Raw genomic sequence first — 24,559 nt, 5'->3', positions numbered from 1 at the left:
GCGGTGTTGTGAGGATGCCGACGCGTGCTTGCCGGTGCGGTGGGAAGCGGTCAGGCCTGCAGGGCAATCTGCCGGGTGCAGGCGACATAGGCGTCCAGTTTTGCACGCGCAGAACCATCGGCCAGGACCGCACGCGCCCGCACGACGCCATCGGCGATGCTGTCGGACACGCCTGCCACGTAAAGGGCGGCACCGGCGTTGAGGGCGACGATGTCCAGCGCCGGGCCGGGCACGTTGTCCAGCACCTGCAGCAGCATCGCGCGTGACTGCGCGGCATCGGCCACCTTGAGGTTGCGGCTGGCCGACATGGCGATGCCGAAATCCTCCGGATGCACTTCATACTCGCGCACCTGGCCATCGCGCAGCTCGCCGACCAGGGTGCCGGCACCCAGCGAGAGCTCGTCCATGCCATCGCGCCCCCACACCACCAGCGCGCGCTCGGCGCCGAGTTCCTGCAACACGCGCGCCTGGATGCCGACCAGATCCGGATGGAACACGCCCATCAGGATGTTCGGCGAGCCGGCCGGGTTGGTCAGCGGGCCGAGGATGTTGAAGATGGTGCGCACGCCCATTTCGCGACGCACCGGCGCCACCACCTTCATGGCCGGATGATGCACCGGCGCATACATGAAGCCGATACCGGTCTGCGCCAGCGCGGCGGCGACCTGCTCGGGCTGCAACTCGATCGCCGCGCCCAGTGCCTCCAGCGCGTCGGCACTGCCGGACTTGGAGGAGACGCTGCGGTTGCCGTGCTTGGCGACCTTGGCACCGCCGGCGGCGGCCACGAACATCGCGCAGGTGGAGATGTTGAAGGTCTGCGAGCCATCGCCGCCGGTGCCGACGATATCGACCATGTGCTGGCGATCGCTTACTTCCACGCGTCGCGAGAACTCGCGCATCACCGTGGCTGCACCGGCGATTTCGCCGATGGTTTCCTTCTTGACCCGCAGCCCGGTGAGGATGGCCGAGACCATCATGTCCGAGACCTCGCCACGCATGATCTGGCGCATCAGCTCGACCATTTCGTCGTGGAAGATTTCGCGGTGTTCGATGGTGCGCTGCAGGGCTTCTTGCGGGGTGATGGGCATGAGCGAGGACCGTGGCAAAACGTGAGGAAAGAGGTGCGGGAGCGAGGTTGATCGATCAATCCTGGCGCTGCAGTCGCGCATCGCGGCAATACCATGCAGCGTCGTAGCGCGCAGCGCTCACTGGCCCGGGCGCCGCATGCGGAAGCGCGCTTGCGCCTGCACTTCGAAATAATCGGCGGCACCGCCCGCGCGCAGAATCGTCTGCACGGCCGCGGGATCGTAGATGCCGTCCTGCAACGCCGCGTGCGCCAGATGCACGCCGACCACTTCGCCCAGGACCAGCCAGGTTTCGATGGCCTGACCGCCTGCGCTCTGCAGCGGCGACAGCTGGCTGAGCCGGCATTCGAAACTGACCGGGCTGGACGCGACACGCGGCACATCGATCAGCCGCGACGGCGCCATCTGCAAGCCGGCCAATGCGAATTCGTCGACCTCCGCCGGCACCATCGCCGCGCTGGCATTCATCGCCTCGGCCAACGGGCGCGTGGCCAGGTTCCAGGTGAACTCGCCGGTGGCTTCGATATTGCGCAAGCTGTCCTTGCGGCCGATGCTGGCAAAGCCGACGATCGGCGGCACGTAGTTGAACGCATTGAAGAAGCTGTAAGGCGCCAGATTGGCGATGCCCTCGGCGCTGCGCGAGCCGATCCAGCCGATCGGTCGCGGACCGACGATGGCGTTGAAGGGATCGTGCGGCAGCCCGTGGCCCTGGCCTGGTTCGTAGAAGTGGAAGCTGTCGCTGGCGGTGCTCATCGTGATCCGGATGCAGGTGTGGACGAAGCGAAGCGGGAAACCCGCCGCGCGCTGCCGCGCAGGTGATTGCGGGCATTGTGCGCATCGATCGCCGGTGCATCGATGTTGCTGAAGACTGCATCGAGACTGACGAAGGTTGCAGCGGCACTGGCGACGCACGCGGTACGCATTTCGATCAACGTTGCAGGAAGTTTTTCAGCAAGGCGTGACCGTGCTGGGTCAGGATCGACTCGGGATGGAACTGCACGCCTTCGACCGGGAACTGGCGATGGCGCAGGCCCATGATCTCTTCGATCGAGCCATCCGGATTCTCGGTCCAGGCGGTGACTTCCAGCGCGTCGGGCAAGGTGGCCTTGTCCACCACCAGCGAGTGATAGCGGGTGGCCTCGTAGCTGTCCGGCAGGCCGGCGAACACGCCCTTGCCCTGGTGGCGGATCGGCGAGGTCTTGCCATGCATGATGTTGTCGGCGCGGATCACATCGCCGCCATAGACCTGCCCGATGCTTTGATGCCCCAGACACACGCCCAGGATCGGCGTGGTCTGGCCCAGCTGCTCGATCAGCTGCAGCGAGATACCGGCCTCGTTCGGGGTGCACGGACCGGGCGAGATCACGATGCGCTCGGGCCTGAGCGCGGCGATCTGATCCACGCTCATCGCGTCGTTGCGCACCACCGTGACCTCGGCGCCCAGGGCCTGCAGGTACTGCACGAGGTTGTAGGTGAAGCTGTCGTAGTTGTCGAGCATCAGCAGCATGGCAGGGGACTCATTGCGCGATCAGGAAGACCGCATAGATGTTTTCGGTGTAGGTGACCGATGATGAAGCGATCCGGGTCGACCGTGCGGTAGGCCTGGCCTTTGACCAGCAAATGCGGCTGCGATGGCAGGCTGTTGACCTGCGCTGTCGCGGCGAGCGGCAGCATCAACAGGCTGGCGACAATCCAAACGGCAATTCGCTTCATCGGGTTCATCCTTGATAAGAGACGTGGTTATGCACAAGCATCGGGGCCACCGCGCATTGCGAAGTCCGCACAGAGCCGATCGACCGACGCTGCCGTGGTCGCCCACGAGGTCACGAAGCGGATCACGTGACTGCCATCGGTGCGCACTTCCCAGCGTTCGAAGTCGTAGCGTTGCGCCAGCAGCGCGGCCCGCTGCGCGCTGACGGCGATGAACTGCTGGTTGGTTGGCGAGTCGCTGGTGAACTGCGCGCCAGCAGCCAGCAATCCCACGCGCAGGCGCTGCGCCATGGCATTGGCATGTGCGGCCAGCTCGAAGAACAGGCCATCTTCGAACAAGGTGGCGAACTGCGACCCCAGCAGCATGCCCTTGGCCAGCAGCGCGCCGCGCTGCTTGATCAGATAGCGGAAGTCCGCCTGCAGAGCGGGATTGACGATGACCAGCGCTTCGCCGAGCAGGGCGCCGTTCTTGGTGCCGCCGATGTAGAACGCATCGGTCAGCGCGGCAATGGTGGGCAGATCCAGATCGTTGCCAGCGGCGGTCAGTGCGGCGCCCAGGCGTGCACCATCCAGATACAGCAGCAGGTCGTGTGCGCGACAGAAACGCGACAGCGCCTCGAGCTCGGCACGGGTGTAGATGGTGCCGCTTTCGGTGCTGTTGGAGATGTAGACCAGGCGCGGTTGCACCATGTGCTCGTTACCGTGCACGTCCAGCAATGGCTGGATCAGCGCCGGCGTCAGCTTGTCGTGCAACGCGGGGACGGTCAGCACCTTGTGGCCGGTCGCTTCGATGGCGCCGGTTTCGTGCGTGGCGATGTGCCCTGCGTCTACCGCGATCACCGCCTGATGCGGGCGCAGGAACGCGGCGATCGCCGTCAGGTTGGTCTGGGTGCCGCCGACCAGCAGATGCACCTCGGCCTGCGCTTGCGCGACCGCGCTGCGAATCAGCGCGGCCGCACGCGCGGTGTGCCGATCGGTGCCGTAGCCGGCGTTCTGCTCGGCACTGGCCTGCGCCAACGCCTGCAGCAGGCGCGGATGCGCGCCTTCGCTGTAATCGTTGCGGAAGCTGATGCGCGCAGCGTTGCCCTGCCCGTCCATCACAGCCCCTTGGCCGCCTGCGCGACCGCACGGAACAGCGCGCGGCCCTTGTTCATGGTCTCCTGCCATTCCAGATCCGGGTCGGAGTCGTAGACCACGCCGCCGCCGGCCTGCACGTACAGATATCCGTCCTGGATCACCGCGGTGCGGATCGCAATGGCGGTGTCGGCATCGCCGTGCCAGCCGATATAACCGACCGCGCCGGAATAGACGTTGCGCTTGACCGGCTCCAGCTCGCGGATGATCTCCAGCGCGCGGATCTTCGGCGCGCCGCTGACGGTGCCGGCCGGGAAGGTCGCGCGCAGCACGTCGCTGTAATTGAGCCCGGCCTTGAGCGTGCCGGTGACCTCGCTGACGATGTGCATCACGTGGCTGTAGCGTTCGATCACGAACTGCTCGCCCACCTTGACCGTCCCCGGTTCGGCCACGCGGCCGACATCGTTGCGACCGAGATCGATCAGCATCACGTGCTCGGCGCGCTCTTTCGGGTCGGCCAGCAGCTCGGCTTCCAGCGCCTTGTCCTGCTCGGGCGTGGCACCGCGCGGACGGGTGCCGGCGATCGGGCGCACGGTGACCACGCCATCGCGCAGGCGCGCCAGGATTTCCGGCGAGGAGCCGACCACCTGCGTGCCCCCGACGTCGAGAAAATACATGTACGGCGAGGGATTGAGCGCGCGCAGGGCGCGATACACATCCACCGGACGCGCACGGAACGGCACGCGCAGCCGCTGCGACGGCACCACCTGGAAGATGTCGCCGGCACGCACGTATTCCTGCGCCTTGCGCACCACCGCGTGATATTCCTCGCGGGTAAACGAGGAGTGGAAGTCCGACTCGTCGATCGCATCGGAAATCTGCGCCTGCGGATAACCGGCGCCTCCCTGACGCAGGCGATGCGCCAGTTCGTCCAGACGCCGGTTGGCGCGCACATAGGCCTGCGGCTGGCGCGGGTCGGCGTGCACGATCAGGTACAGACGATCCTTGAGGTTGTCGAACACCGCCAGCTCTTCGGACAGCATCAGCAGGATGTCCGGCGTGCCCAGCTCATCGGGTTTGTCGCCGCTGCCCAGGCGCGGTTCGATGTACTGGATGCACTCGAATCCGAACCAGCCGACCAGGCCGCCGGTGAAGCCGGGCAGGCCGTCGAGCTGCGGCACCGAATGTTCGGCGCGCAAGGCGTCGACTTCGGCCAGCGGGTCGGCGACCTCGCGGGTTTCCAGCACTTCGCCGTGCTCGCTGACTTCCAGCGTATGCCCGCGGAAGCTGTACACGCGCCGCGCCGGCAGGCCGATGATGGAATAGCGCCCGAAGCGTTCGCCACCTTCGACCGATTCGAACAGATAGGTGTAGGGGCCGTCGGCGAGCTTCAGGTAGACCGACAGCGGCGTGTCCAGGTCGGACAGCACTTCGCGGACAACGGGGATACGGGTGTGACCTTCAGCGGCCTGGCGCTGGAACTGCTCTGCAGTGATCAAGACGACTTTCCTTCCGGGACTCTGTGGCGGGGCGGACGACGGCAACGGGCCACCATCGCCACCAGCGGCGAGCGGAAGAGAAGGAGCGTGGAGTCGTCAGGCGGGACACGCCGCTACTGTAGCGCAACTGCTGCGCGAGGGCAGCAGGCGCGAGGCGAAAGCCGCGCAAATCGCGAAGCTGCGTCAGTCCGGCTTGGGCGTCTTACAGCCCGTGACACCGAGACACCGCAACACCACGCTCTTCGCTCTTCCGATTCCCCAATCCCGATTCCCCATTCCCCGCCCTCAAGCGCTACGCAACGGGCACTCCACCGGCAAATGCATCCGCAACCGCGCCGGCACGCATTCAATACGGAAATGCAGCGAGGTCTCCGGCTCGCCATCCAGGTTCAAGGTCAGCGGCTGGTGCGAGACGATCTCCAGCCACGGCAGCCGCGCGCGCACGGCCACACGCTCCAGCGCGGCCTGTTTGCCGCCGGTGACCAGGGTGCCGAGGGTGGCGGCCACTTCGCCGTTGAGCGCGGGCACGATGGTGACGTCGAGCAGGCCATCGTCGATCAAGGCTTCCGGACACAGCGCCTGGCCGCCGCCGGCCTGGCGTCCGTTGCCCAGGCCGAGTGCGATGAACTCGCCCTCCCAGCTGAACTCCGGGCCGCTGAAGCGGGCGCTGATCGGGTCGATCCGGCCCAGCCGCGACATGCCGGTGATCAGATACGCCAGGCCGCCCAGCATCTTCTTCAGGCCTTCGTCGGTTTCGACGGTGACCTGGGTACCGAACCCGCCACTGGCGACATTGGCGCACCAGTGCGGGCCGTGCTCGGCGTCGATGCGCAGCAGGTCGATCGATTCGGCGGCGCGCTCGGCGATCAGGGTCAACGCAGCAAGCGGATCGATCGGCAGATTGGCAGCGGTGGCGAAGTCGTTGGCAGTACCCAACGGCACCAGGCCCAGCGATGGCAGCGTGGCGGCGTCGGCGGTGTGATGCGCCAGCGCGGCGGCCACTTCACTCAAGGTACCGTCGCCCCCGGCCGCGATCACGGTGTGGGCGCCGTCGGCAACCGCTTCGCCGACATAGCGCTCGGCATCGCCGTCTTCCCAGGTGACCCGCACCTCGAGCCGGATGCCGCGCTTGCGCAGCGTTCCCACCGCCTCACGCAGGTCCAGGTTGTCGGTGGACTTGCCGTTGAGGATCAGATGCCAGTGGGACGCGGCCATGCACGCTGCCAATGCTGTGAGGGTAGTGGACGCAGGCTAGCAGCGGCCCGCTGCGTGCATCGTGAATACGCAACGTCGCCGGGCTGTCATCGGCATGTCACCGATGACCCGGAGAGTGGAAGGCCATAGCAGGGACGACGGGCGGAGGCAGGATCAGCCTCCAATTTTCCTGAAGGCCGCTCCCATGGGGGCGGCCTTCTCTTTGCGTGCCACGGCGGCGCGGCAGGCCGCGCTCAGGCGCCAGCGGCGAAGGCGGCCAGCCGCTCGCCGTCGAGCCGGTAGACGGTCCAGCCGTCCATCGGCTGCGCACCGGCCGCCTGGTAGAAGTCGATGGCCGGCTGATTCCAGTTCAGCACCGACCATTCGAAACGCCCGCAGCCACGCTGCACGGCCAACCGGGCCAGATGCCGCAACAACGCCAGGCCGGCGCCCTGCCCGCGCGCCTGCGGACGCACGAACAGGTCTTCCAGATACAGGCCGTTGCGGCCGAGCCAGGTCGAGTAGTTGAAGAAATACACCGCAAATCCCAGCGCCTGGCCGTCCTGCTCGCAGATCAGCGCATGCGCGGTGGCGCCGTCGCCGAACAGACTGGCGCGCAAGTCCTCCGGGCTGGCCTTGACCGCATCGGGCTCGCGTTCGTACACCGCCAGTGCGGTGATCAGCTCGTGCAGCAGCGGCGCATCGTCGGGCGTGGCAGCGCGGATCTGCAGCGCGGGCACGCTCATCGCACCGCATCCACCGCCGCGCGCATCTGCGCGATCACCTGCGCATAGTCGGGCGCATTGAAGATGGCCGAGCCGGCGACGAAGGTGTCGGCACCGGCGGCAGCGATCGCGCCGATGTTGTCGGCCTTGACCCCGCCGTCGATCTCCAGCCGGATCGGCTTGCCCAGCGCGTCGATCCTGGTGCGGATGGCACGCAATTTATCCAGCGCCGAGGGAATGAAGGCCTGCCCGCCGAAGCCGGGATTGACCGACATCACCAGCACCAGATCCAGCTCGGGCAGCACCCAATCCAGGATGTCCACGGGGGTGGCCGGGTTGAGTACCAGGCCGGCCTGGCAGCCGTGCGACTTGATCAGCTGGATCGTGCGGTGCACATGCCGGCTGGCTTCGGGATGGAAGCTGATGGTGGTGGCGCCGGCCTCGGCGAAGTCCGGCACGATGCGGTCCACCGGCTCGACCATCAGGTGCACGTCGATCGGCGCGACGATGCCGTGCTTGCGCAGCGCCTGGCACACCATCGGGCCGATGGTGAGGTTGGGCACGTAGTGGTTGTCCATCACGTCGAAGTGCACCCAGTCGGCGCCGGCCTTCAGGACGTTGTTCACTTCCTCGCCCAGACGGGCGAAATCGGCGGACAGGATGGACGGGGCAATCGCCGTCGGTCGCATGGGCAGCTCGTCAAGGAACGGGACGCGCATTGTCGCAGGCGCGCAACGCCAGTGCATCCGCGCCGGTCCCGCCTGCGTATGCACCAGACCGGCGCACCGCGCGCTTTCGCCAAGGACACCGCATGAAGACCACCCCGCTCGCCTCCGCTGCGCTTGTTTTGATGGCCCTCGCCCCGTCCGCCTGGGCACAGACCGGCCCGGCCGACTGGTCAGGTTTCTCGATCGGCGCCAATGTCGGCGGCGCCGACGTCAGTGGCGTATCCGGCGGCCGCTTCGGCTTCGATACCAACCTGGACGGCCGCGATGGCGACCAGGTCAGCACCCCGACCGGTGCCGATGCCTTCTCGCCCGGGTTCTGCGGCGGCGCAGCTGCCGGGCGCACCCCCGCCAGCGGTTGCAGCAAGGACAAGGGCGGCGCCGAATACGGTGCGCGGTTGGGCTACGACTGGCAGGCCGGCAACTGGGTCTACGGCGTGGTCGCCGAATACACCCGCAACGACCTGCGCGACAGCGTCAGCGCCTTCAGCACCACCCCGGCGTTCTACACCTTCACCCGCCAGCTCAACCGCACCGCCGCACTGCGCGGCCGTATCGGCTATGCCTTCGGCGCGCAGGGCGATTATCTGGCCTATGTCACCGCCGGCGTGGCACGCGGCGAGTTCGACCACAGCTTCTCCAGCAGCAACACCGCCAACAGCTTCACCAGCAGCGGTGGCGACAGCACCGACGGCTACCAGGCCGGCCTGGGCCTGCAGCGCCGCTTGAGCGACAACGTCTCGGTCGGTGTGGAGTACCTGTTCACCCGCCTGCAGGACGAAGACACCCGCGTGCGGGTCGGCCCTGGCACCGCGCCGGCGACCAACCCGTTCCTGCGCGTCAATCCGGCCGGCACCGATCTGCGCCGCAGCGATACCGACTTTTCGTCGAATGCAGTGCGCCTGACGGCGACCTATCGCTTCTGAGTCCTGGCGTCTGAGTGACCGCGCCTGACCTGTCACGGGTCGGGCGTTTTTTATTGGCTTTTATTGGCGATGGCGCGCATGCCGATCCTGTGCGGGCGCCATACCGCCTGGCAGCGATAACGAAGCGCAGGGCTGGATCAGCGTTTTCGCAGGCGCTGGATCCGGTCGTAGGCCGCATTGATCTGGCTGGCTTTCCGCTCGGCCTGGCGGCGTGCTTCCGGCTCGGCGTTGGCCACCTTGTCCGGGTGGTAGCGCGACATCAGCCGGCGGTAGGCCAGGTCGATCTCGGCGGTGGTGGCGTTCGGCTCCAGTCCCAGCGCTTCGTACGGGTTTTCCGCGCGGCGCTTGAACCAGCCGGCGTCTACCGCATGCCCGATCGCCAGGCCGATCATCAGCCCGACCATCGGCGCGCCGCGGAACAGCAAGGCGCCGGCCAGTGCGCCGAGCAATTTTCCGTACCAGGACATGGGCGATCGGGGCGGGAAGGCGGGCTGGCGATCTTACCCGAACGCCCGCCCGGGCTGGCTGACGCGGCATGCACGCCGGCCGCCGGGCCGGCCCCAATAAATCCAGCGGCGCGCGCCGAAGCGCCGTACACTACGCGGCCCGCTGCCCACCCGCGGGCCCGCCGGGTCCCGGGGACAGCGTCATTGCGACGTCCTTAGGAGTGCCTGTGTCGACCACGCTGTTGCAATCCGATCTGCCCGGCCTGCCGTTGCGTCACCGTGGCAAGGTCCGCGATGTCTTCGACATTCCCCGCGAGCGCCTGCCCGCCGATGCGCCCCCGGGCGATTACCTGTTGATGGTGGCGACCGACCGCCTGTCCGCGTTCGACGTGGTGCTGCCCGACCCGATCCCCGGCAAGGGCGAGATGCTGTGCCAGGTGTCCAACTTCTGGTTCCACAAGACCGAACACCTGATGCCCAACCATCTGGTCGACATCACCGTGGAGCAGGTCTTGCCCGAGGGCGTGGACCCGGCGCTGTATGCCAAACGCGCGGTCGTCACGCGCAAGCTCAAACCGGTGCCGGTGGAAGCGATCGCACGCGGCTACCTGATCGGCAGCGGCTGGAAGGATTACCAGCGCACCGGCAAGATCAGCGGCATCGACCTGCCCGACGGCCTGCGCCAGGCCGAGAAACTGCCCGAGCCGATCTTTACCCCGTCGACCAAGGCCGCGGTCGGCGACCATGACGAAAACATCGACTTCGATGCGATGGTCAAGACCGTCGGCGCCGAGCTTGCCGAACGCGTCCGCGATGCCACCTTGCGCATTTACCGTTTCGCCGCCGATTTTGCCGCCGAACGCGGCATTCTGCTGGCCGACACCAAGTTCGAATTCGGCACCGATGCCGATGGCCGCCTGTACATCATGGACGAGATGCTGACCCCGGACTCGTCGCGCTACTGGCCGGCCGACCAGTACGAACTCGGCACCAGCCCGCCCAGCTACGACAAGCAGTTCGTGCGCGATTATCTGGAAACCCTGGACTGGGCCAAGACCGCGCCCGGCCCGAGCCTGCCGGCAGACGTGATCGAACGCACCCGCGCGAAATATGCCGAGGCACTGCAGCGGTTGGCGGGTATTTCGGTCGATTGATCTTCAAGGCCCCGCTGCCGGGGCTTTGAGGCTGTATTAAAGCAACAATGGCGGGCAGCGGCGCTCTTTATTGAGCGTTGAAGGACGCACCTGACGCGGCCGGTTGCCCAAGGAAGTCGCAATGGCGCTCTCATACTTTTCGTTCCGCAGATTGCCGGCGTTACGCAACGCACTGCTGCCCGGGCTGCTTGCAGTAAGTGCATGCAGCGCCGGCGAATCAGCAACTCCCGTCGCGCCGCCAGTCACATCGACGACATCGGCGTCTGCATCAGTACATGCACCGGCTTCTACTGGCGCTTCCGTCAATGACCGGTTCGCGACGTTGCTACAGGCAAGCGGCGTGCAGTGTGCCGATGCGAATATGGCAAAAGGCTGCACGGCCGGGAATGTGGATGCCGGCGATTTCTACGACGTAGAGCTCTCGCCGGTATGTGGCGATGCGGGCTTGTTTGCCGGCGTGGCGCAGGCAAACGGGGTGGATGCACTTGATGCGGTGCCGACCACTGGCAGTCGTACGGTCGCCAGAGCCAGGCTGGCGCAGGGCCAGCTCGTGTGCATTCAAGCGATCGGCCGCGCCGGACAGAATCCACTGTATTACTACGTCGTCGCAATTCCTGCAGACAGTGTCGCCCACTGCAAGAACAACCCGGCATGCGGAACATATGGCGACAGGCCGATCCAACGCCCGAAGACCACCACTGGCGAGAGCTGTCATGCCGCCGCACCAGGCCAATATGTCGGCGACTGCGCGCAGGGATGGGTGGGTGCGGATGCACTCGATGTGTTTTCAAACGGGACATAGTCACGCGCGCCACACCGGATAGATCTCCGGGTAAACCATGATCAAATTATTATGATCCTGGCGCATGCACGATTGAGATAACCTGGCTTTGCTGACAACAATCAACGGCCGTGGACTCACCCGAGCACCGGGCCACCGCCAGGCTGCTTATTCTGTCAGGGTATTGGCCTGCCGCATGCCGGCCAGTTTGCGTAAACTCGGGCTCCGCTAGCTTTCACACATTGGCAAGCAGTGCGCGTATAGCATACCGCCCGCGTTCCAGTTGCCCCGCTATGATCAGGAGGATCCGTTGGCCCTTTTCCGAACGTCCCTGCACGCCCTCGCACTGAGCCTGGCGCTGGTTGCCTGCAAACCGCAGGCAGAGCCGGCCGGCGCCGCGACGCCTGCTGCAACGGCCGCACCTGCAGCCTCGGCATCTGCCGCCGCTCCGACACCGCCTGCGCAGGCGACAACCTGCCCCAGCGCCGACTTCTCTGCGTTTCTGAAAAGCTTCAGTGCAGACATTGGAGTACAGGAAAAGGCCACCGCCGATCCGCTGACGATGATCCAACTCGACCCCGACGCACAGCCCGAGCCGACGCCGGTCACCCGCACGGTTCCGCTGGCCGAGGTCGAATGGCCCGTCATCCCGAACCTGGAGGCAGCCCGCAACGGCGGCCGCGAGGTCACGATTTCCGAAGAGGCCGATGGCCGCCAGGTACTGGTCCGCACGCCGGACACCGGCGATCAGCAGGTCTACCACTTCGCCCAGCGCCCCTGCTGGATGCTGGTCAAGGTGGACGACCAATCGTTGTAAACGTCGGTGGGCGGCTGGAAGCAGATTCTGCCGGCGTGGATATCCTCACCTACACCTTCAAACAGCCAAAGAGGCGACCTGATGCGACGTGTCATCTCCGTCCTACCCGCTCTTGGTCTGAGCCTGGTGCTTGCCGCATGTGGTGACAAGCCGGGGGCCACAGCTGCCACCACCAGCGCGCCCAGCACGCCACCTGCCACTACCCCATCCCCAGCTTCCACAGAAGCAGATACACAAGGACGGAACGACATGATCAAGGAATGCTCCGGCGTGCGCCTGCACCTGAGCGCGTTGCCATCAGAGAACGGCGGCTCCACCAAAACCCACCTGGAAATGGAACGTGAGGGCCAGCGCCAGCAAGTGGCGTCGCCTCCGGAGATGGCGGATTACACGGCAGTGGGCCTGGGTTGCGCGGAAGACGCCAAAGGGAGCAGCTATTTTGTCGTCCAGTACGGCGAGCTTCCTTACGGCTGCGAATTTTGCGAATGGTTCTTCCTGTATGACATCAAGGGTCAGTTGCTGAATCACGCGACACCACCGCTGCATACGCAGGACGGCCAGCAGAGCCCGAATAACGATCAATACGAACACAAACTCGAAGAGTTGGGACTGAAGCACCCGGAACTGGTGCCTTTCCAGCCCTGAGCAAAGGATGCCTGTGCGCCGATGGCGGTGCATGGCCAACGCAGTACGCAGTACATGGAGCAGTACCCGTTACAAGGAAGAATCTGTCTCATAGAAAGGAACGCACGACATGACCGACACCACGATTTATACCGACATGCTTCAACCACGCGGCGCTGCATACAGCAGCGACCGGATCAAACCCTGGAGCCATTACCGCGAACCCATCGACAGCGGAGATGGCCGACTGCATGGCGAATCGCGTCGCTGGGGCGATGCCAGTCCACACACCCAATCACGGGTAATCGATAGCCTTATCGACGCCTCGCGGGATGCCGGGCTTTCATCGCGCGAGACCGCTTACGTCCTTGCCATCGCCCGGGTTGAATCAGGCTTCAACCCTGACGCGGCTGCGGGCACGACGTCCGCCTCGGGCCTGGGTCAGTTCATTGACCGCACCGGCGCGCATTACGGCGTCAACACATCCAACCGCTTCGACGTGCAAACGCAGTCGCAGGCATTGGTGCAACATTTCATCGATAACCGCGACCTTGCGCGCAGCCGCGGCCAGGACGAGGATTACATCTACAAATATCACCACGATGGTCCCAGCAAGGATTATGGCGGCCTTGCTCTGTCGCGGCGCGAGATTGCCCCTCATCTGGACAACTACACCCAGTTTGTCGAACAGCGTCTCGCCCAGACGCAGGGCAATACCGTGGGCCGGCCGGCACCAGCGATGCACCCGGCCGAATCCAGCCATGGCGCCCGCAGCAATTTCCAGCAAACGATGGAACGCATGCTGCCCGGTCAAGGCAGTACCGATCCGCATATCACTGGTCATTATGGCGAGCACCGCGGTAGCCACGGGCCGCACGGCGGTACCGACTTCAACTACCAGGGTGGTCAGACAGGCCGCAACATGCAGCACCCGACGGTGCATTCGCCGGTCGCCGGAACCGTCACCTTCGCGGGTGGCAACTACGGCACCGTCAAGATCCGCGATGCACAGGGTAACTCGCACGAGATCCTGCACCTGGACGCGCTCAAGGTGAAAGAAGGGCAGACGCTGTCCGCAGGCGATGCCATCGGCACGATGGGTGGACGCGGCCCGAACGGTAATAGCCAGTACGCACAGCATGTGCATTACCAGTTGCGCGATGCCAACGGCAAGCTGACCAGTCCGGAGACGTTCTGGAATCAGGGCCATCAGCAGGAGTCCGGCGCTCGCCACTCCCAGCCGGCGACAGTGGCCGGCAACGCCACGCTGCGGCATGGCGAGCAAAGTGGCGATGTCGGCAAGCTGCAGCAGGACCTCAACCGTCTCGGCGTGCGCGATGCGCAGGGCAACCGGCTTGCCGAGGATGGCCGCTTTGGCGACAACACGCGGGAGGCGGTGATCGCGTTTCAGAAGCAGCAGGGGCTGCAGCCCGACGGCGTGGTGGGGCGCAATACGCAGGCCGCGTTGTCCGCACAACCGGCGCAGACCCGGACGCAGGCCGGTGAAACGCAGGTTGCAGCGCCCAAGGGGCCGTCGCTCAATGATGCCTCGCATCCGGACCATGCCTTGCACAACGCGATCCGCAGCAAGCTGCCGAGCATGATCTCCAACGAGACGGCGGCCCACGTCACCCTGCAGGCAAAGCAGAACGGTATCGATTCCGCAGACAAGCTGCAGAACGTGACCGTGCAGGATGGCAAGGCGTTCGTCATGGGGACCACGCCGGGCTTCCGTGCGGCGGTGGATCTGAACCAGCCCGCTCCCACGCTGGAGCAGACCAGTGCGCGACTGCTGGCTGGCCAGGGTGCGCAGCAACAGGCGCAGGATGAGCAGCAGAAGGTCGCGATCGGCGGCCGCTGACGGTTCAACGCTGCAGCACGAAAAACCGGCCAGGTGTCTGGCCGGTTTTTTTGTGCCTGTCCTCTCTCGACAGCGTCGCTGAAAGCGGCGCCGCGGCCTCGCCTGACTGCACACACCTGAGGGATTGCCTTTCGTTGCCGGCGAGTTGTCCGTCGCCGGACGTTGGCGCACCCTCCAGACTGCGGCAAGACGACACGCCTGCAGCGCTGGCGATGTCGCACGCAACGCCGCCCCTGCTGCTCTGCGATGCCCTCCACATCGCAAAGCGGCGCGGCGCACAGAACGCAACACAGCTGTAATTTTTACTACTGCACTGTCATGAACTGTGCAAGTTTATCTGCTGGCACCCGTTGCCAGTCGCGATCGGCCGTGATGCGTGTCGCCGCCGATCTTCGCATTGCACGTTTTCGGGGAGAGAGTCGTCATGCAAGTTCATGTCCTGGGCGCGGCGATCTGCTGCGCGCTATCGTTGTCTGCTGTCGCCGCTGCTGCGGATCTTTCCGCAACTGCCGCAGTGTCGCGCGCACAATCCTTGTTGGGCAATCACGCTGCGGCGCTGGCCAATCGCGCAACGGCCGATGCGTTTGTGCCGCGTGACAGCATTGTCGATGCCGACGGCAGCGAGCATGTGCGCTTCGATCGCACGTATCAGGGCCTGCCGGTCATCGGCGGCGATGTGGTGGTGCATTCGCGGCGCGGAGCGATGCGTCAGGTGAGCCAGAGCATGGACACCAGCGTGCGCCCAAGCATCGTGCCGGGCATCGATGCGGACACGGCAGTGCGTGTGGCCGGTACGCAGTTCGATCCGGTACCCGATGCCGCGCCGCGCGCAAGTCTGGCGTTGTATGCGCGCCAGGGCGCACCGCGGCTGGTCTATGAAGTGATCTACAGCGGCGTCAAACCCGATCAGACGCCGACCGAAATGCACTACATCGTCGATGCAGTCAATCAACGCGTTCTGGAATCCTGGGACACGGTGCATACCGCCTGCGCGGGCGGCACCAGTGCCGCAGGTACCGGGCGTTCGCTGTATGCGGGCGACGTGGCGTTGGCAACGACGCGTTGCAGCAGCGGTTACGAGTTGACCGATCTGGGCCGCGGCAACGGCGCCACCTACAACATGCGCAACAGCATCTCCGGTAACGGCACGCTGGTCACCGATGCCGACAACGCCTGGGGCAGCGGCGCCAGCAGCGATACGGTGACCGCGGCGGTGGATGCGCATTACGGCGTGGCGTTGACCTGGGACTATTTCCGCACCGCCCATGCGCGCAACGGCATTGCCAACGATGGCGTGGGTGCACGCAGCCGCGTGCATTACGGTAGCCGCTACAACAACGCATTCTGGCAGGACAGCTGCTTCTGCATGACCTTCGGCGATGGCGACGGCAGCACATTCACGCCGCTGGTGTCGGTGGATGTGGCCGGCCACGAGATGACCCATGGCGTGACCAGCCGCACCGCACGCCTGGTGTATTCGGGCGAGTCGGGCGGCTTGAACGAAGCCACCTCCGACATCATGGGCGCGATGGTGGAATACTCCGCCAACAACAGCGCGCAGCCGGGCAATTACCTGATCGGCGAGAAGATCGTCCCGGGCAACAGCAGCGGGACGCTGGCCTTGCGCTACATGTTCAAGCCCAGCCTGGATGGCGATTCACCCGATTGCTACAGCAGCAGCCTGGGCTCGCTCAATGTGCATTACAGCTCGGGCGTGGCCAACCATTTCTACTACCTGCTGGCCGAAGGCGCGGTGGTGCCGAGCGGCTTCGGATCGGGCACAAGCTGGAACGTGACGCCGGCCGGACTGGTCTGCAACGGCAATACGGCATTGACGGCGATCGGCCGGGCGGCGGCCAGCCGCATCTGGTACCGCGCGTTGACGGTGTACATGACCTCCTCGACCAACTATGCGGCCGCACGCCGGGCGACGCTGAGTGCGGCCACCGATCTGTACGGCAGCACCTCCACGCAGTACCGCGCGGTTGCCGCAGCGTGGAGCGCCGTGTCGGTCAACTGATGGATGCCGGCCCTTGTCACGCGCCCTGCGCGTGGCAAGGAGCGCAGCTGCCACAGTGCCATCCGCGCGCGTATGCTTGGGTCATTCCTGGGAGGGAACATGACCGAACGCACCAAGACCGCGCGACCGCTCGACCGCTATTTCGCCAGCTACTCCGACGATCACCGCAACGCGACCAATCAGCAGATCCACGTGCTGGCGGTGCCGGCGATCCTGTGGTCGGTGGTGGCCCTGCTGTGGTGCATCCCGGTCGGCGGCACCTGGTTCAGCAGCGGCGTGTGGGCGGCGTTGTCGATGTTCGCGGCCTGGTCGTACTACAACCGCTTATCGCGTCCGCTCGGCCTGGGCATGCTGGGGATCTTCTTTTTCTTCGGCTGCCTGTGCCGGTTGATCGAAGGCAGACTCGGGCTCACCGGCCTGTTCGCCACGGCGCTGACGGTGTTCGTGCTGGCCTGGATCGCGCAGTTCGTCGGCCACCGGATCGAAGGCCGCAAGCCGAGCTTTCTGACCGATCTGACCTATCTGCTGATCGGGCCGATCTGGGTGTTGGCCAAGCTGTATCGTCAGTTGGGTTGGCGGTACTGAACGCGGCCGACGAGCGCAAAGCACCGCCGGTCGCCGGCGTGGCCATGATTTGAAAGCGGCGCACCTCCCTGAGCGCTGCAGTGGCTGACGGTCATTGCGCCACCTCCTGCATTACCCACGTGGCGCGATGCGCGCCACGCAGCGCGGCATGACGCACACGTGCAACGGATGGGTATCACTCGCCGATGCCGAGCTCTTCGGGCAGTGGGCGAAATGCGCGCGGTGCATAACCGAAGTCGCGACGCGCCGGTTCCAGGTCGAACACTAGGTCATCGCGCATGCGCTGCAATGCGGCCGTATTCATGCCACGCAGGCGCCCCAGCCGCTGCGCAGCGGTGAGGGCAAGACCGAACAGGCCGGGCGGCACCTGGTACAGCCGCGCCGGTCGTGGCAGCGCCGCCAGCACGCGCTCCACCATCTGCGTATAGGCCAGCACTTCGCCACCGCCCACGGCATAGCTACGCTGCTGCGTCGCCGGCTGGGTGACCACCGCCAGCGCGGCGCTGGCCAGATCGTCCACATGCACCGGCTGGCGCAACCCGGTCGCATTGGCCGGCAGCACGAAGGCGCCGGTGCGCTGCGCCAGCCCGGCGATCTGGGTGAGCGTGCGGTCGCGCCCGGCACCATAGACCAGCGTCGGGCGCAGCACCGTCGCCGCGGCGCCACGCGCCTGGGCTGCAGAAAACAGCGCCTGTTCGGCATGTGCCAGGCGCTGCGCGACATCGCGCTCGGCCGCGTCGATCGAGTGTTCCTTGACCTCCAGACTGGTGGAACCGAACGCCACAATGCGCGGAGCGCGCACCGGATTTTCGGCATACCAGCGCGCGAAATGGTCCAGCGGACCGCAGCTGAAGATCACCTCGAATGACTCGCCCGCGGCAGCCGGCACGGCCAGATCGCCTTGCTGCCAGATCAGCCCGGCGCGTGCGGCGCGCGGCTGGCGCGACCATGCCGTCACCTGCCAGCCACGTCTGAGCAGCCGCGTCAGCAGACGTTCGCCGATCTGACCGCTGCCGCCGAACACCAGGGCGCGCGGCGCAGAAGCGGCGGTGGACGGAGCGGGATCGGCAGCGGTCACAGGGCTCGGATGCAGTCTGGGTGATCCCAGCATAGCGAGTGACAGGCAGCGGCGCGACGCCGATCCTTTGGCGATTTGCGCATGCGCGCGGCCACGGCGTTGACGCGGGCGTCAGTCAACGGTTTGTTAAGCTCTCTGGCCTGCTCGCGAATCTTGTGTTCCCTGCATGCCTTTCTCGCTGGAAATCCTGCTCGCGCTGCCATTTGCGATGGCGGCCGCCACTGCGCTGCCCTGGCGCACCTCCCGTTCGATCACTGCGTGGTTGGCTGCGGCTGCGCCGTTGGGCGGGCTGGTCATCCTGGCGACGCTCACACCGGCCGTGCTGCGCGGCGAGGTGATCGGCAGCCAGTACGCGTGGTTGCCGCAGATCGGCTTGATGTTCTCGCTGCGGCTCGATGGCCTGGCGTGGATGTTCGCGTTGCTGGTGCTGGGCATCGGTGCGCTGGTGGTGCTGTATGCGCATTACTACCTGAGTGCACGCGACAGCGCATCGCGCTTCTTCGCCTATCTCATGCTGTTCATGGGTGCGATGCTCGGCATGGTGTTGTCAGGCAATCTGCTGTTGCTGATGGTGTTCTGGGAACTCACCAGCATCAGCTCATTCCTGTTGATCGGCTTCTGGTCGCACCGCAAGGACGCGCGCGAAGGCGCGCGCATGGCCTTCGTGCTGACTGCCGGTGGCGGCCTGGCGCTGCTCGGCGGCATCCTGATGATCGGCCGCATCGTCGGCAGTTTCCAGCTGGATGCGGTGCTGGCGGCCCGCGATCTCATCCGCGCCAGTGCGTTGTATCCGTATGCGTTGGGGCTGGTGCTGCTGGGCATCTTCACCAAGAGCGCGCAGTTCCCGTTCCACTTCTGGCTGCCGCACGCGATGGCCGCGCCCACGCCGGTATCGGCATATCTGCATTCGGCCACGATGGTGAAGGCCGGCGTGTTCTTGTTGGCGCGCCTGCATCCTGCCCTGGCCGGCACCGATCTGTTCTTCTACACGGTCACCAGCATCGGCGCGATCACGCTGCTGCTCGGCGCCTGGCATGCGATCTTTCAGCACGATCTCAAGGGCGTGCTGGCGTACTCGACCATTTCGCATCTGGGCCTGATCACGATGCTGTTCGGCCTGTCCACGCCGATGGCGGTGGTGGCCGGCGTGTTCCACATCCTCAACCATGCGGTGTTCAAGGCCTCGTTGTTCATGGCCGCCGGCATCATCGACCACGAGACCGGCACGCGCGACATGCGCAAGCTGGGCAATCTGCGCCGCCTGATGCCGGTCACCAGCGTGCTGGCGATCACCGCCTCGCTGGCGATGGCCGGCGTTCCGTTGCTCAACGGCTTCCTGTCCAAGGAAATGTTCTTTGCCGTGGCGCTGGAAACCGACGCGCCGCAGACCATGCGTGTGTTGGCCAGCATCGCCGCACTGCTGGCCGGCCTGCTCGGCGTGGCCTACAGCCTGCGCTTCGTGCACGACACCTTCTTCGGCCAGGGCCCGCGCGATCTGGACACCGCCCCGCACGAGCCGCCGCGCTGGATGCGGATTCCGGTGGATGTGCTGGTGCTGATCTGCGTGGCCGTGGGCATCGTGCCGGCCTGGACCATTGCGCCGGTGCTGCGCGCCGGTGCCAGCGCCATCCTCGGCGAGCGCCTGCCCGACTACAGCCTGGCGCTGTGGCACGGCTGGAACTGGCCGCTGGCGATGAGCATCGCCGGCATGGTGGGCGGCACCCTGTTGTACATGGCGCTGCGCCGCACGCTGGACATGTACGCGATCCAGAACCGCTCGCCGGGCAAGGCGCTGTTCAACTGGAACCTGCGTGCCCTGTTCGCCGGTACCGTGCGCATGACCGATGCGGTCACCAACGGCAATCTGCAGCGCATGCTGATGTTGCTGGTGCTGAGCGCGGTCGTGGTGGCGCTGGTGCCGTTCCTGCAGGGCGGCGCATTGCCGGCCTGGCCGGCGCCCACCCCGCTGCCGCTGCTGGGCTGGACGATCTGGCTGCTGATGATCGCCTGCGCCCTGGGCAGCCTGTTCCTGTACAAGCAGCGTCTGCTCGCCGTGCTGGTGCTGGGTGGTACCGGCCTGGCCGTCAGCATGACCTTCGTGTTCCTGTCGGCACCGGATCTTGCGTTGACCCAGTTGCTGGTGGAGATGGTGACGCTGGTGCTGATGCTGCTGGCGATGAACTACCTGCCCGAGCGCTCGCTGCCCGAGCCCGCGCGCCTTCGCAAACTCCGCGATGCGGCCATCGCCGTCGTCGGTGGCGCCGGTCTTGCGGCCTTGGCCTATACCTTGATGACCCAGCCCAGCCACACGGTGGCCGGCGAACTGCTGCAGCGTGCGTTGCCGGAAGCATACGGGCGCAACGTGGTCAACGTGATCCTGGTGGATTTCCGCGGCTTCGATACCTTCGGCGAGATCACCGTGTTCGCCATTGCCGGGCTGGTGGTGCACGCGCTGCTGCGGCGCTCGCGCATGGCGCCGGAGCGCACCATGCCCGGCCCGCCGATCAAATTGCCGGTGCCGGCCGATCTGGCGCAGATCATGTTCCCGCTGACGCTGACGGTGTCGTTGTTCCTGTTCCTGCGCGGTCACAATGCGCCCGGCGGCGGTTTTATCGCCGGGCTGGTGCTGGCGGTGCCGTTGCTGATGCAGTATGTGATCCAGGGCGCCGCGTCGGTGGAATCGCGCTTCGGCTTCGACTACATCCGTCTGATCGGCATCGGCCTGCTGTGCGCGCTGGTCAGTGGCGCCGGTGCGCTGGTGTTCGGCATGCCGTTTCTGAGCAGCGGGCATCTGGAGATTCCGTTGCCGCTGCTGGGCGATCTGGAACTGGCCAGCGTGCTGGGCTTCGATGTCGGCGTGTATCTGGTGGTGTTCGGTGCGGCAATGTTGATGCTGTCGATGATGGGCACGATCAAACCCTCGCGCACGCGCAGCTCGCAGCGCGGCGAGATCGACCCCACCCAACGTTCGATACGCACTGCGGAGCAGCATTGATGGAATTGGCAGTGGCAAGCGCGATCGGCGTTCTCACCGCCTTGGCGATCTACCTGTTGCTGCGCGCACGCAGCTTCGATGTGATTCTGGGGATGACCTTCCTGTCCTACGCGACCAACCTGCTGATCTTCGCCGGCGGGCGGCTGCGTAGCGGTCAGGCGCCAGTGCTGCGCGAGGGCGCGCCGGCCGACCTGATGCACTACACCGATCCGTTGCCGCAGGCGCTGGTACTGACCGCGATCGTGATTGCGTTTGCGATGACCGCGGTGAGCCTGGTGCTGGCGATCCGCAGCCGCAGCGACAACGGCAGCGACCATGTGGATGCGCATGAAGACGCCACCACCGGCATGGACACGCGCGAGGCACGGCGATGAATCATCTGCTGATCCTGCCGATCCTGATCCCGATGCTGGGCGCATCGGCCTCGCTGTTCGTCGAACATCGCCGCTATGGGCCGCGCGTGCAGCGCACGGTGGCGTGGACGAGCATGGCATTGCTGGCAGCAGCCGTGCTCGCGCTGTTCGCGCGTGCGGCAGAAGGCAACGTGCTGGTATATCTGCTGGGCGATTGGCCGGCGCGCATCGGCATCGTGCTGATGGGCGACCGCCTGTCGGCGTGGATGCTGTTGACCACCCTGATCCTGGGCGCGGCCTGCCTGCTGCATGCCTGCGCGGGCTGGGACCGGCGCGCGCCGCATTTCCATGCCTTGTTCCAGTTCCAGTTGATGGGCTTGAACGGTGCATTCCTGACCGGTGACATCTTCAACCTGTTCGTGTTCTTCGAAGTGATGCTGATCGCCTCCTACGGCCTGTTGCTCAGCGGCGGGCGCGGGCTGCAGATGCGTGTGGGCCTGCATTACGTGGTGTTCAACGTGTGTGCGTCGACCCTGTTCCTGATCGCGCTGGGCCTGCTGTTCGGCGTGTTCGGCACCTTGAACATGGCCGAACTGTCGCAACGCATCGCCGCATTGCCGGCGCAGGACGTGCCGCTGGCCAAGGCCAGTTTGGGCCTGTTGCTGCTGGTGTTCTGCAGCAAGGCCGCGTTGCTGCCGCTGTACCTGTGGTTGCCGGAGACCTATTCGCGCGCGCCGGCGGCAGTGGCGGCGCTGTTTGCGATCATGACCAAGGTCGGGCTGTACGCGACGTTGCGGGTGTCGGCGCTGTGGTTCGGCGCCGGTGCCGGCGCGCTGCAGGGCTTCGGTCGCCACGCATTGCTGTGGCTGGGCATCGCCACGCTGTTGATGGCCGCCTTCGGGGTGATGGCCGCATCGCGGTTGCGGGTAATGGTGTCGTATCTGGTGGTGTTCTCGGCGGCGACGCTGTTCATCGCCTTCTCGCTGGACGATGCCGGCGCATTGGGTGCGGGCCTGTACTACCTGCCGCACAGCAGCTTCGTGGCCGCGGCCTTGTTCATGGTGTCGGACCTGATCCGGCGCCGCCGCGGCAGCGCCAGCGACCGCAAGGAAGTGATCGCGCCGCTGCCGCGGCGCGGGATGCCCGGCGCGATGTTCATGGTCGCGGCGGTCGCGGTCGCCGGGCTGCCGCCGTTGTCCGGCTTCCTGGCCAAGGCCGCGTTGTTGCAGCACGTGCCCGCCGGCCTGGTCGGGCCGGTGTGGGTCGCCATCCTCGGCAGCAGCCTGCTGGTGGTGATCGGCCTGACCCGTGCCGGCGTGCGCCTGTTCTGGCGCGTGCCCGAAGCGGTGCAGGATGTCCCCGAGTTGCAGCCGCAACGTCGTGCGCGCATGCGCCCGGTGGAGACCGCCGCCACGTTACTGTTGCTGGGCGGGCTGGTGGCGATGACCGCCGGTGCCGGCCCGTTGATGCGTTACGCCGACGCGGCCGGCATGCAGCTGCGCGATCCCGGCGCCTACGTCGAGCAGGTGCGCGCCACCACGCCGCAACGGAGGCAGCCATGAGCATGCGCATGCCGCTGCGCAGCCGGCTGCTGCCCTCGCCGTCGCTGAGCGTGACGGTCTTCATTTTCTGGCTGTTGCTCAGCGACAGCTTCGGGCCGAAGCAATGGGTACTGGGCGTGCTGCTGGGCTGGGTGGTGCCGATCTTTGCGGCGCGCCTGGACCGCGAGTTCGCCCGCATCGGGTCGCTGCGCTCGGTGCCGCGCATGTTGCTGGTGGCCGCCGGCGACATCGTGCGCTCCAACATCAAGGTAGCCGGCCAGGTGCTCGGACCAGAGTCGCGCATCCACCCCGGCTTCATCTGGGTGCCGCTGGACATCGCCAACATCCACGGCATCGCCGCGCTGACCAGCATGATCACGCTCACCCCCGGCACGGTGTCGGCGGCGCTCTCGGACGACCGCAAGTATCTGCTGGTGCACGTGCTGCATCTTGACGATCCGGACGCCTTGATCGCCGAGATCAAGACACGCTACGAGAAGCCCCTGATGGAGATCTTTCCATGACCGGCCACATGTTCATCGAATCGACCATCGTCATCTGCATGCACGCGGTGGGCCTGGCCATGCTGATGGCGCTGTGGCGCCTGCTGCGCGGCCCGAGCGTGCCCGATCGCATCCTGGCGCTGGACACCCTGTCCATCACCGCCATCGCCGAGCTGATGCTGCTGGGCATGTACCTGGATTCGCCGATCTACTTCGAAGCTGCGCTGGTGATCGCGATGCTGGGCTTCGGCAGCACCGTGGTGCTCAGCAAGTTCGTGCTGCGTCGGGACATCGTCGAATGATCGCGCTGACCGAATATCTGCTCAGCGCGCTGTTGCTGGTCGGGACCTTTTTCATCCTGATCGGTGCGTTTGGCCTGGTGAAACTGTCGGACTTTTTCAAGCGCCTGCATGCGCCGACCAAGGCCAGCACCCTGGGGGTGGGCTGCGTACTGCTGGCATCGGTGGGCTATCACCTGTTTCTGGGTGTGGACCCGCAACCGCGCGAGTTGCTGATCACCGTGTTCCTGTTCATCACCGCACCGATCAGCGCCCATCTGATGGCCAAGGCAGCGCTGTCGCTGATGATGGAAAACCGCCCGGAAGTGCCCAACCACGGCGACATGAAAAAGGAAGGGTTGCCCACGCCGCAGACGCAGGGCGATGTCGGTGAAAACGCCGGGCAGCACGCAGAGCCGGACAAAGATCCGCATTGAGGCTTTTTGCTGCGGCTTGGATACCGGCTGCACGGATGGTCTCGGCACGTTGCTCTACACCGCACACCCTGCCAGTCGATCTGATCATGTAAGGCGCGCTGCCGGATGCCGCTTCCGCTGCGGCGCAGCGGCGCAGCGCCGCAGCGGA

General features: G+C 65.9%; 24 protein-coding genes and 1 pseudogene. 14 read left to right on the top strand and 11 right to left on the bottom strand.

What is annotated here, in order from left to right; genetic code table 11:
* Positions 1 to 50 precede the first annotated feature (50 nt).
* The 9 genes and pseudogenes from trpD to rpe all read right to left on the bottom strand — a co-directional run bounded on the left by trpD (position 51) and on the right by rpe (position 7,976).
* Positions 51 to 1,088 carry an anthranilate phosphoribosyltransferase gene (gene trpD, locus XaplCFBP3123_RS13470; protein WP_104534500.1) on the bottom strand — a complete coding sequence of 346 codons (1,038 nt, stop codon included), beginning with the start codon at positions 1,086 to 1,088 and terminating at the stop codon, positions 51 to 53.
* 117 nt (positions 1,089 to 1,205) lie between these two features.
* Positions 1,206 to 1,838, bottom strand: coding sequence for a flavin reductase family protein (locus XaplCFBP3123_RS13465; protein WP_104534499.1), 633 nt, complete (start codon positions 1,836 to 1,838; stop codon positions 1,206 to 1,208).
* A 175-nt stretch (positions 1,839 to 2,013) separates the two neighbouring features.
* The gene (locus XaplCFBP3123_RS13455) at positions 2,014 to 2,592 is read right to left on the bottom strand and encodes an anthranilate synthase component II (RefSeq protein WP_104534497.1); all 579 of its coding nucleotides are present in this window, start codon (positions 2,590 to 2,592) and stop codon (positions 2,014 to 2,016) included.
* A 59-nt stretch (positions 2,593 to 2,651) separates the two neighbouring features.
* A pseudogene (locus XaplCFBP3123_RS13450) lies at positions 2,652 to 2,798 on the bottom strand (SIMPL domain-containing protein); the annotation flags it as partial.
* A 27-nt stretch (positions 2,799 to 2,825) separates the two neighbouring features.
* A complete protein-coding gene (locus tag XaplCFBP3123_RS13445) occupies positions 2,826 to 3,893 on the bottom strand; it encodes a threonine aldolase family protein (protein WP_104534495.1) in 1,068 nt (355 codons plus the stop codon).
* Positions 3,893 to 5,368, bottom strand: a complete 1,476-nt coding sequence (gene trpE / locus XaplCFBP3123_RS13440; protein WP_104534494.1) for an anthranilate synthase component I — start codon at positions 5,366 to 5,368, stop codon at positions 3,893 to 3,895. Before trpE ends, XaplCFBP3123_RS13445 begins: the two co-directional genes overlap by 1 nt.
* Before the next feature lie 285 nt (positions 5,369 to 5,653).
* Positions 5,654 to 6,583, bottom strand: a complete 930-nt coding sequence (gene yegS, locus XaplCFBP3123_RS13435) for a lipid kinase YegS (RefSeq protein WP_104534493.1) — start codon at positions 6,581 to 6,583, stop codon at positions 5,654 to 5,656.
* A gap of 233 nt (positions 6,584 to 6,816) precedes the next feature.
* On the bottom strand, positions 6,817 to 7,308 hold the full coding sequence (locus XaplCFBP3123_RS13430; RefSeq protein ID WP_104534492.1) for a GNAT family N-acetyltransferase: 492 nt from the start codon (positions 7,306 to 7,308) through the stop codon (positions 6,817 to 6,819).
* Positions 7,305 to 7,976, bottom strand: coding sequence for a ribulose-phosphate 3-epimerase (gene rpe, locus XaplCFBP3123_RS13425; RefSeq protein WP_104534584.1), 672 nt, complete (start codon positions 7,974 to 7,976; stop codon positions 7,305 to 7,307). Before rpe ends, XaplCFBP3123_RS13430 begins: the two co-directional genes overlap by 4 nt.
* A gap of 122 nt (positions 7,977 to 8,098) precedes the next feature.
* On the opposite strand from rpe, the gene XaplCFBP3123_RS13420 reads away from it, so the two are divergent.
* Complete coding sequence (locus tag XaplCFBP3123_RS13420; RefSeq protein ID WP_104534583.1) at positions 8,099 to 8,938, top strand: outer membrane protein; 840 nt, start codon at positions 8,099 to 8,101, stop codon at positions 8,936 to 8,938.
* Positions 8,939 to 9,075: 137 nt separating this feature from the next.
* Here XaplCFBP3123_RS13420 and XaplCFBP3123_RS13415 read toward each other — a convergent pair whose 3' ends face one another.
* On the bottom strand, positions 9,076 to 9,405 hold the full coding sequence (locus XaplCFBP3123_RS13415; RefSeq protein WP_104534491.1) for a J domain-containing protein: 330 nt from the start codon (positions 9,403 to 9,405) through the stop codon (positions 9,076 to 9,078).
* 206 nt (positions 9,406 to 9,611) lie between these two features.
* Between XaplCFBP3123_RS13415 and XaplCFBP3123_RS13410 the strand changes: the two genes are divergently transcribed.
* The 7 genes from XaplCFBP3123_RS13410 (at position 9,612) to XaplCFBP3123_RS13380 (ending at position 17,226) form a co-directional block, all read left to right on the top strand.
* A complete protein-coding gene (locus XaplCFBP3123_RS13410; RefSeq protein ID WP_172453257.1) occupies positions 9,612 to 10,538 on the top strand; it encodes a phosphoribosylaminoimidazolesuccinocarboxamide synthase in 927 nt (308 codons plus the stop codon).
* A gap of 121 nt (positions 10,539 to 10,659) precedes the next feature.
* Entirely contained in the window at positions 10,660 to 11,340 is a 681-nt protein-coding gene (locus XaplCFBP3123_RS21520; RefSeq protein ID WP_172453256.1) for a hypothetical protein, read from the top strand.
* Between the two features lie 289 nt (positions 11,341 to 11,629).
* Entirely contained in the window at positions 11,630 to 12,136 is a 507-nt protein-coding gene (locus XaplCFBP3123_RS13400) for a hypothetical protein (protein ID WP_104534581.1), read from the top strand.
* A gap of 249 nt (positions 12,137 to 12,385) precedes the next feature.
* Positions 12,386 to 12,781 carry a hypothetical protein gene (locus tag XaplCFBP3123_RS13395; protein ID WP_172453255.1) on the top strand — a complete coding sequence of 132 codons (396 nt, stop codon included), beginning with the start codon at positions 12,386 to 12,388 and terminating at the stop codon, positions 12,779 to 12,781.
* 109 nt (positions 12,782 to 12,890) lie between these two features.
* A complete protein-coding gene (locus tag XaplCFBP3123_RS13390) occupies positions 12,891 to 14,621 on the top strand; it encodes a peptidoglycan-binding protein (protein WP_104534488.1) in 1,731 nt (576 codons plus the stop codon).
* Positions 14,622 to 15,045: 424 nt separating this feature from the next.
* The gene (locus XaplCFBP3123_RS13385) at positions 15,046 to 16,641 is read left to right on the top strand and encodes a M4 family metallopeptidase (protein ID WP_104534487.1); all 1,596 of its coding nucleotides are present in this window, start codon (positions 15,046 to 15,048) and stop codon (positions 16,639 to 16,641) included.
* 99 nt (positions 16,642 to 16,740) lie between these two features.
* Positions 16,741 to 17,226, top strand: a complete 486-nt coding sequence (locus XaplCFBP3123_RS13380) for a DUF962 domain-containing protein (protein ID WP_104534486.1) — start codon at positions 16,741 to 16,743, stop codon at positions 17,224 to 17,226.
* A 175-nt stretch (positions 17,227 to 17,401) separates the two neighbouring features.
* Here XaplCFBP3123_RS13380 and XaplCFBP3123_RS13375 read toward each other — a convergent pair whose 3' ends face one another.
* Complete coding sequence (locus tag XaplCFBP3123_RS13375) at positions 17,402 to 18,304, bottom strand: NAD-dependent epimerase/dehydratase family protein (protein ID WP_172453254.1); 903 nt, start codon at positions 18,302 to 18,304, stop codon at positions 17,402 to 17,404.
* Positions 18,305 to 18,470: 166 nt separating this feature from the next.
* Between XaplCFBP3123_RS13375 and XaplCFBP3123_RS13370 the strand changes: the two genes are divergently transcribed.
* Genes XaplCFBP3123_RS13370 through XaplCFBP3123_RS13345 form a run of 6 tightly spaced genes read left to right on the top strand, consistent with a single transcriptional unit; the run spans position 18,471 to position 24,411 of the window.
* Entirely contained in the window at positions 18,471 to 21,299 is a 2,829-nt protein-coding gene (locus XaplCFBP3123_RS13370) for a monovalent cation/H+ antiporter subunit A (RefSeq protein ID WP_104534484.1), read from the top strand.
* Positions 21,299 to 21,673 (top strand): Na+/H+ antiporter subunit C, encoded by a 375-nt coding sequence (locus tag XaplCFBP3123_RS13365; RefSeq protein WP_104534483.1) that lies wholly within the window; start codon positions 21,299 to 21,301, stop codon positions 21,671 to 21,673. Before XaplCFBP3123_RS13370 ends, XaplCFBP3123_RS13365 begins: the two co-directional genes overlap by 1 nt.
* Positions 21,670 to 23,214 carry a monovalent cation/H+ antiporter subunit D gene (locus XaplCFBP3123_RS13360; protein ID WP_104534482.1) on the top strand — a complete coding sequence of 515 codons (1,545 nt, stop codon included), beginning with the start codon at positions 21,670 to 21,672 and terminating at the stop codon, positions 23,212 to 23,214. Before XaplCFBP3123_RS13365 ends, XaplCFBP3123_RS13360 begins: the two co-directional genes overlap by 4 nt.
* Positions 23,211 to 23,717: a Na+/H+ antiporter subunit E gene (locus XaplCFBP3123_RS13355; RefSeq protein ID WP_104534481.1), complete on the top strand. Its 507-nt coding sequence runs from the start codon at positions 23,211 to 23,213 to the stop codon at positions 23,715 to 23,717. The genes XaplCFBP3123_RS13360 and XaplCFBP3123_RS13355 overlap by 4 nt, the downstream gene beginning before the upstream one ends.
* Positions 23,714 to 23,998 carry a K+/H+ antiporter subunit F gene (locus tag XaplCFBP3123_RS13350; RefSeq protein WP_016901330.1) on the top strand — a complete coding sequence of 95 codons (285 nt, stop codon included), beginning with the start codon at positions 23,714 to 23,716 and terminating at the stop codon, positions 23,996 to 23,998. The genes XaplCFBP3123_RS13355 and XaplCFBP3123_RS13350 overlap by 4 nt, the downstream gene beginning before the upstream one ends.
* On the top strand, positions 23,995 to 24,411 hold the full coding sequence (locus tag XaplCFBP3123_RS13345) for a Na+/H+ antiporter subunit G (RefSeq protein ID WP_104534480.1): 417 nt from the start codon (positions 23,995 to 23,997) through the stop codon (positions 24,409 to 24,411). The genes XaplCFBP3123_RS13350 and XaplCFBP3123_RS13345 overlap by 4 nt, the downstream gene beginning before the upstream one ends.
* Positions 24,412 to 24,559: the final 148 nt, after the last annotated feature.

The sequence above is a fragment of the Xanthomonas arboricola pv. populi genome (assembly GCF_002939945.1).
In the GTDB taxonomy this organism is placed as follows: Bacteria; Pseudomonadota; Gammaproteobacteria; order Xanthomonadales; family Xanthomonadaceae; genus Xanthomonas; species Xanthomonas arboricola_A.
The sequence above is the reverse complement of the archived record's forward strand: the minus strand, read 5'-3'. Positions and strand labels throughout refer to the sequence as shown.

What these genes read in the sequence shown, in the direction of transcription:
- trpD (WP_104534500.1), bottom strand. Translation starts at nt 1,088, where the DNA reads ATGCCCATCACCCCGCAAGAAGCCCTGCAGCGCACCATCGAACACCGC.
- XaplCFBP3123_RS13465 (WP_104534499.1), bottom strand. Translation starts at nt 1,838, where the DNA reads ATGAGCACCGCCAGCGACAGCTTCCACTTCTACGAACCAGGCCAGGGC.
- XaplCFBP3123_RS13455 (WP_104534497.1), bottom strand. Translation starts at nt 2,592, where the DNA reads ATGCTGCTGATGCTCGACAACTACGACAGCTTCACCTACAACCTCGTG.
- XaplCFBP3123_RS13445 (WP_104534495.1), bottom strand. Translation starts at nt 3,893, where the DNA reads ATGGACGGGCAGGGCAACGCTGCGCGCATCAGCTTCCGCAACGATTAC.
- yegS (WP_104534493.1), bottom strand. Translation starts at nt 6,583, where the DNA reads ATGGCCGCGTCCCACTGGCATCTGATCCTCAACGGCAAGTCCACCGAC.
- XaplCFBP3123_RS13430 (WP_104534492.1), bottom strand. Translation starts at nt 7,308, where the DNA reads ATGAGCGTGCCCGCGCTGCAGATCCGCGCTGCCACGCCCGACGATGCG.
- rpe (WP_104534584.1), bottom strand. Translation starts at nt 7,976, where the DNA reads ATGCGACCGACGGCGATTGCCCCGTCCATCCTGTCCGCCGATTTCGCC.
- XaplCFBP3123_RS13420 (WP_104534583.1), top strand. Translation starts at nt 8,099, where the DNA reads ATGAAGACCACCCCGCTCGCCTCCGCTGCGCTTGTTTTGATGGCCCTC.
- XaplCFBP3123_RS13415 (WP_104534491.1), bottom strand. Translation starts at nt 9,405, where the DNA reads ATGTCCTGGTACGGAAAATTGCTCGGCGCACTGGCCGGCGCCTTGCTG.
- XaplCFBP3123_RS21520 (WP_172453256.1), top strand. Translation starts at nt 10,660, where the DNA reads ATGGCGCTCTCATACTTTTCGTTCCGCAGATTGCCGGCGTTACGCAAC.
- XaplCFBP3123_RS13395 (WP_172453255.1), top strand. Translation starts at nt 12,386, where the DNA reads ATGATCAAGGAATGCTCCGGCGTGCGCCTGCACCTGAGCGCGTTGCCA.
- XaplCFBP3123_RS13390 (WP_104534488.1), top strand. Translation starts at nt 12,891, where the DNA reads ATGACCGACACCACGATTTATACCGACATGCTTCAACCACGCGGCGCT.
- XaplCFBP3123_RS13385 (WP_104534487.1), top strand. Translation starts at nt 15,046, where the DNA reads ATGCAAGTTCATGTCCTGGGCGCGGCGATCTGCTGCGCGCTATCGTTG.
- XaplCFBP3123_RS13380 (WP_104534486.1), top strand. Translation starts at nt 16,741, where the DNA reads ATGACCGAACGCACCAAGACCGCGCGACCGCTCGACCGCTATTTCGCC.
- XaplCFBP3123_RS13370 (WP_104534484.1), top strand. Translation starts at nt 18,471, where the DNA reads ATGCCTTTCTCGCTGGAAATCCTGCTCGCGCTGCCATTTGCGATGGCG.
- XaplCFBP3123_RS13365 (WP_104534483.1), top strand. Translation starts at nt 21,299, where the DNA reads ATGGAATTGGCAGTGGCAAGCGCGATCGGCGTTCTCACCGCCTTGGCG.
- XaplCFBP3123_RS13360 (WP_104534482.1), top strand. Translation starts at nt 21,670, where the DNA reads ATGAATCATCTGCTGATCCTGCCGATCCTGATCCCGATGCTGGGCGCA.
- XaplCFBP3123_RS13355 (WP_104534481.1), top strand. Translation starts at nt 23,211, where the DNA reads ATGAGCATGCGCATGCCGCTGCGCAGCCGGCTGCTGCCCTCGCCGTCG.
- XaplCFBP3123_RS13350 (WP_016901330.1), top strand. Translation starts at nt 23,714, where the DNA reads ATGACCGGCCACATGTTCATCGAATCGACCATCGTCATCTGCATGCAC.
- XaplCFBP3123_RS13345 (WP_104534480.1), top strand. Translation starts at nt 23,995, where the DNA reads ATGATCGCGCTGACCGAATATCTGCTCAGCGCGCTGTTGCTGGTCGGG.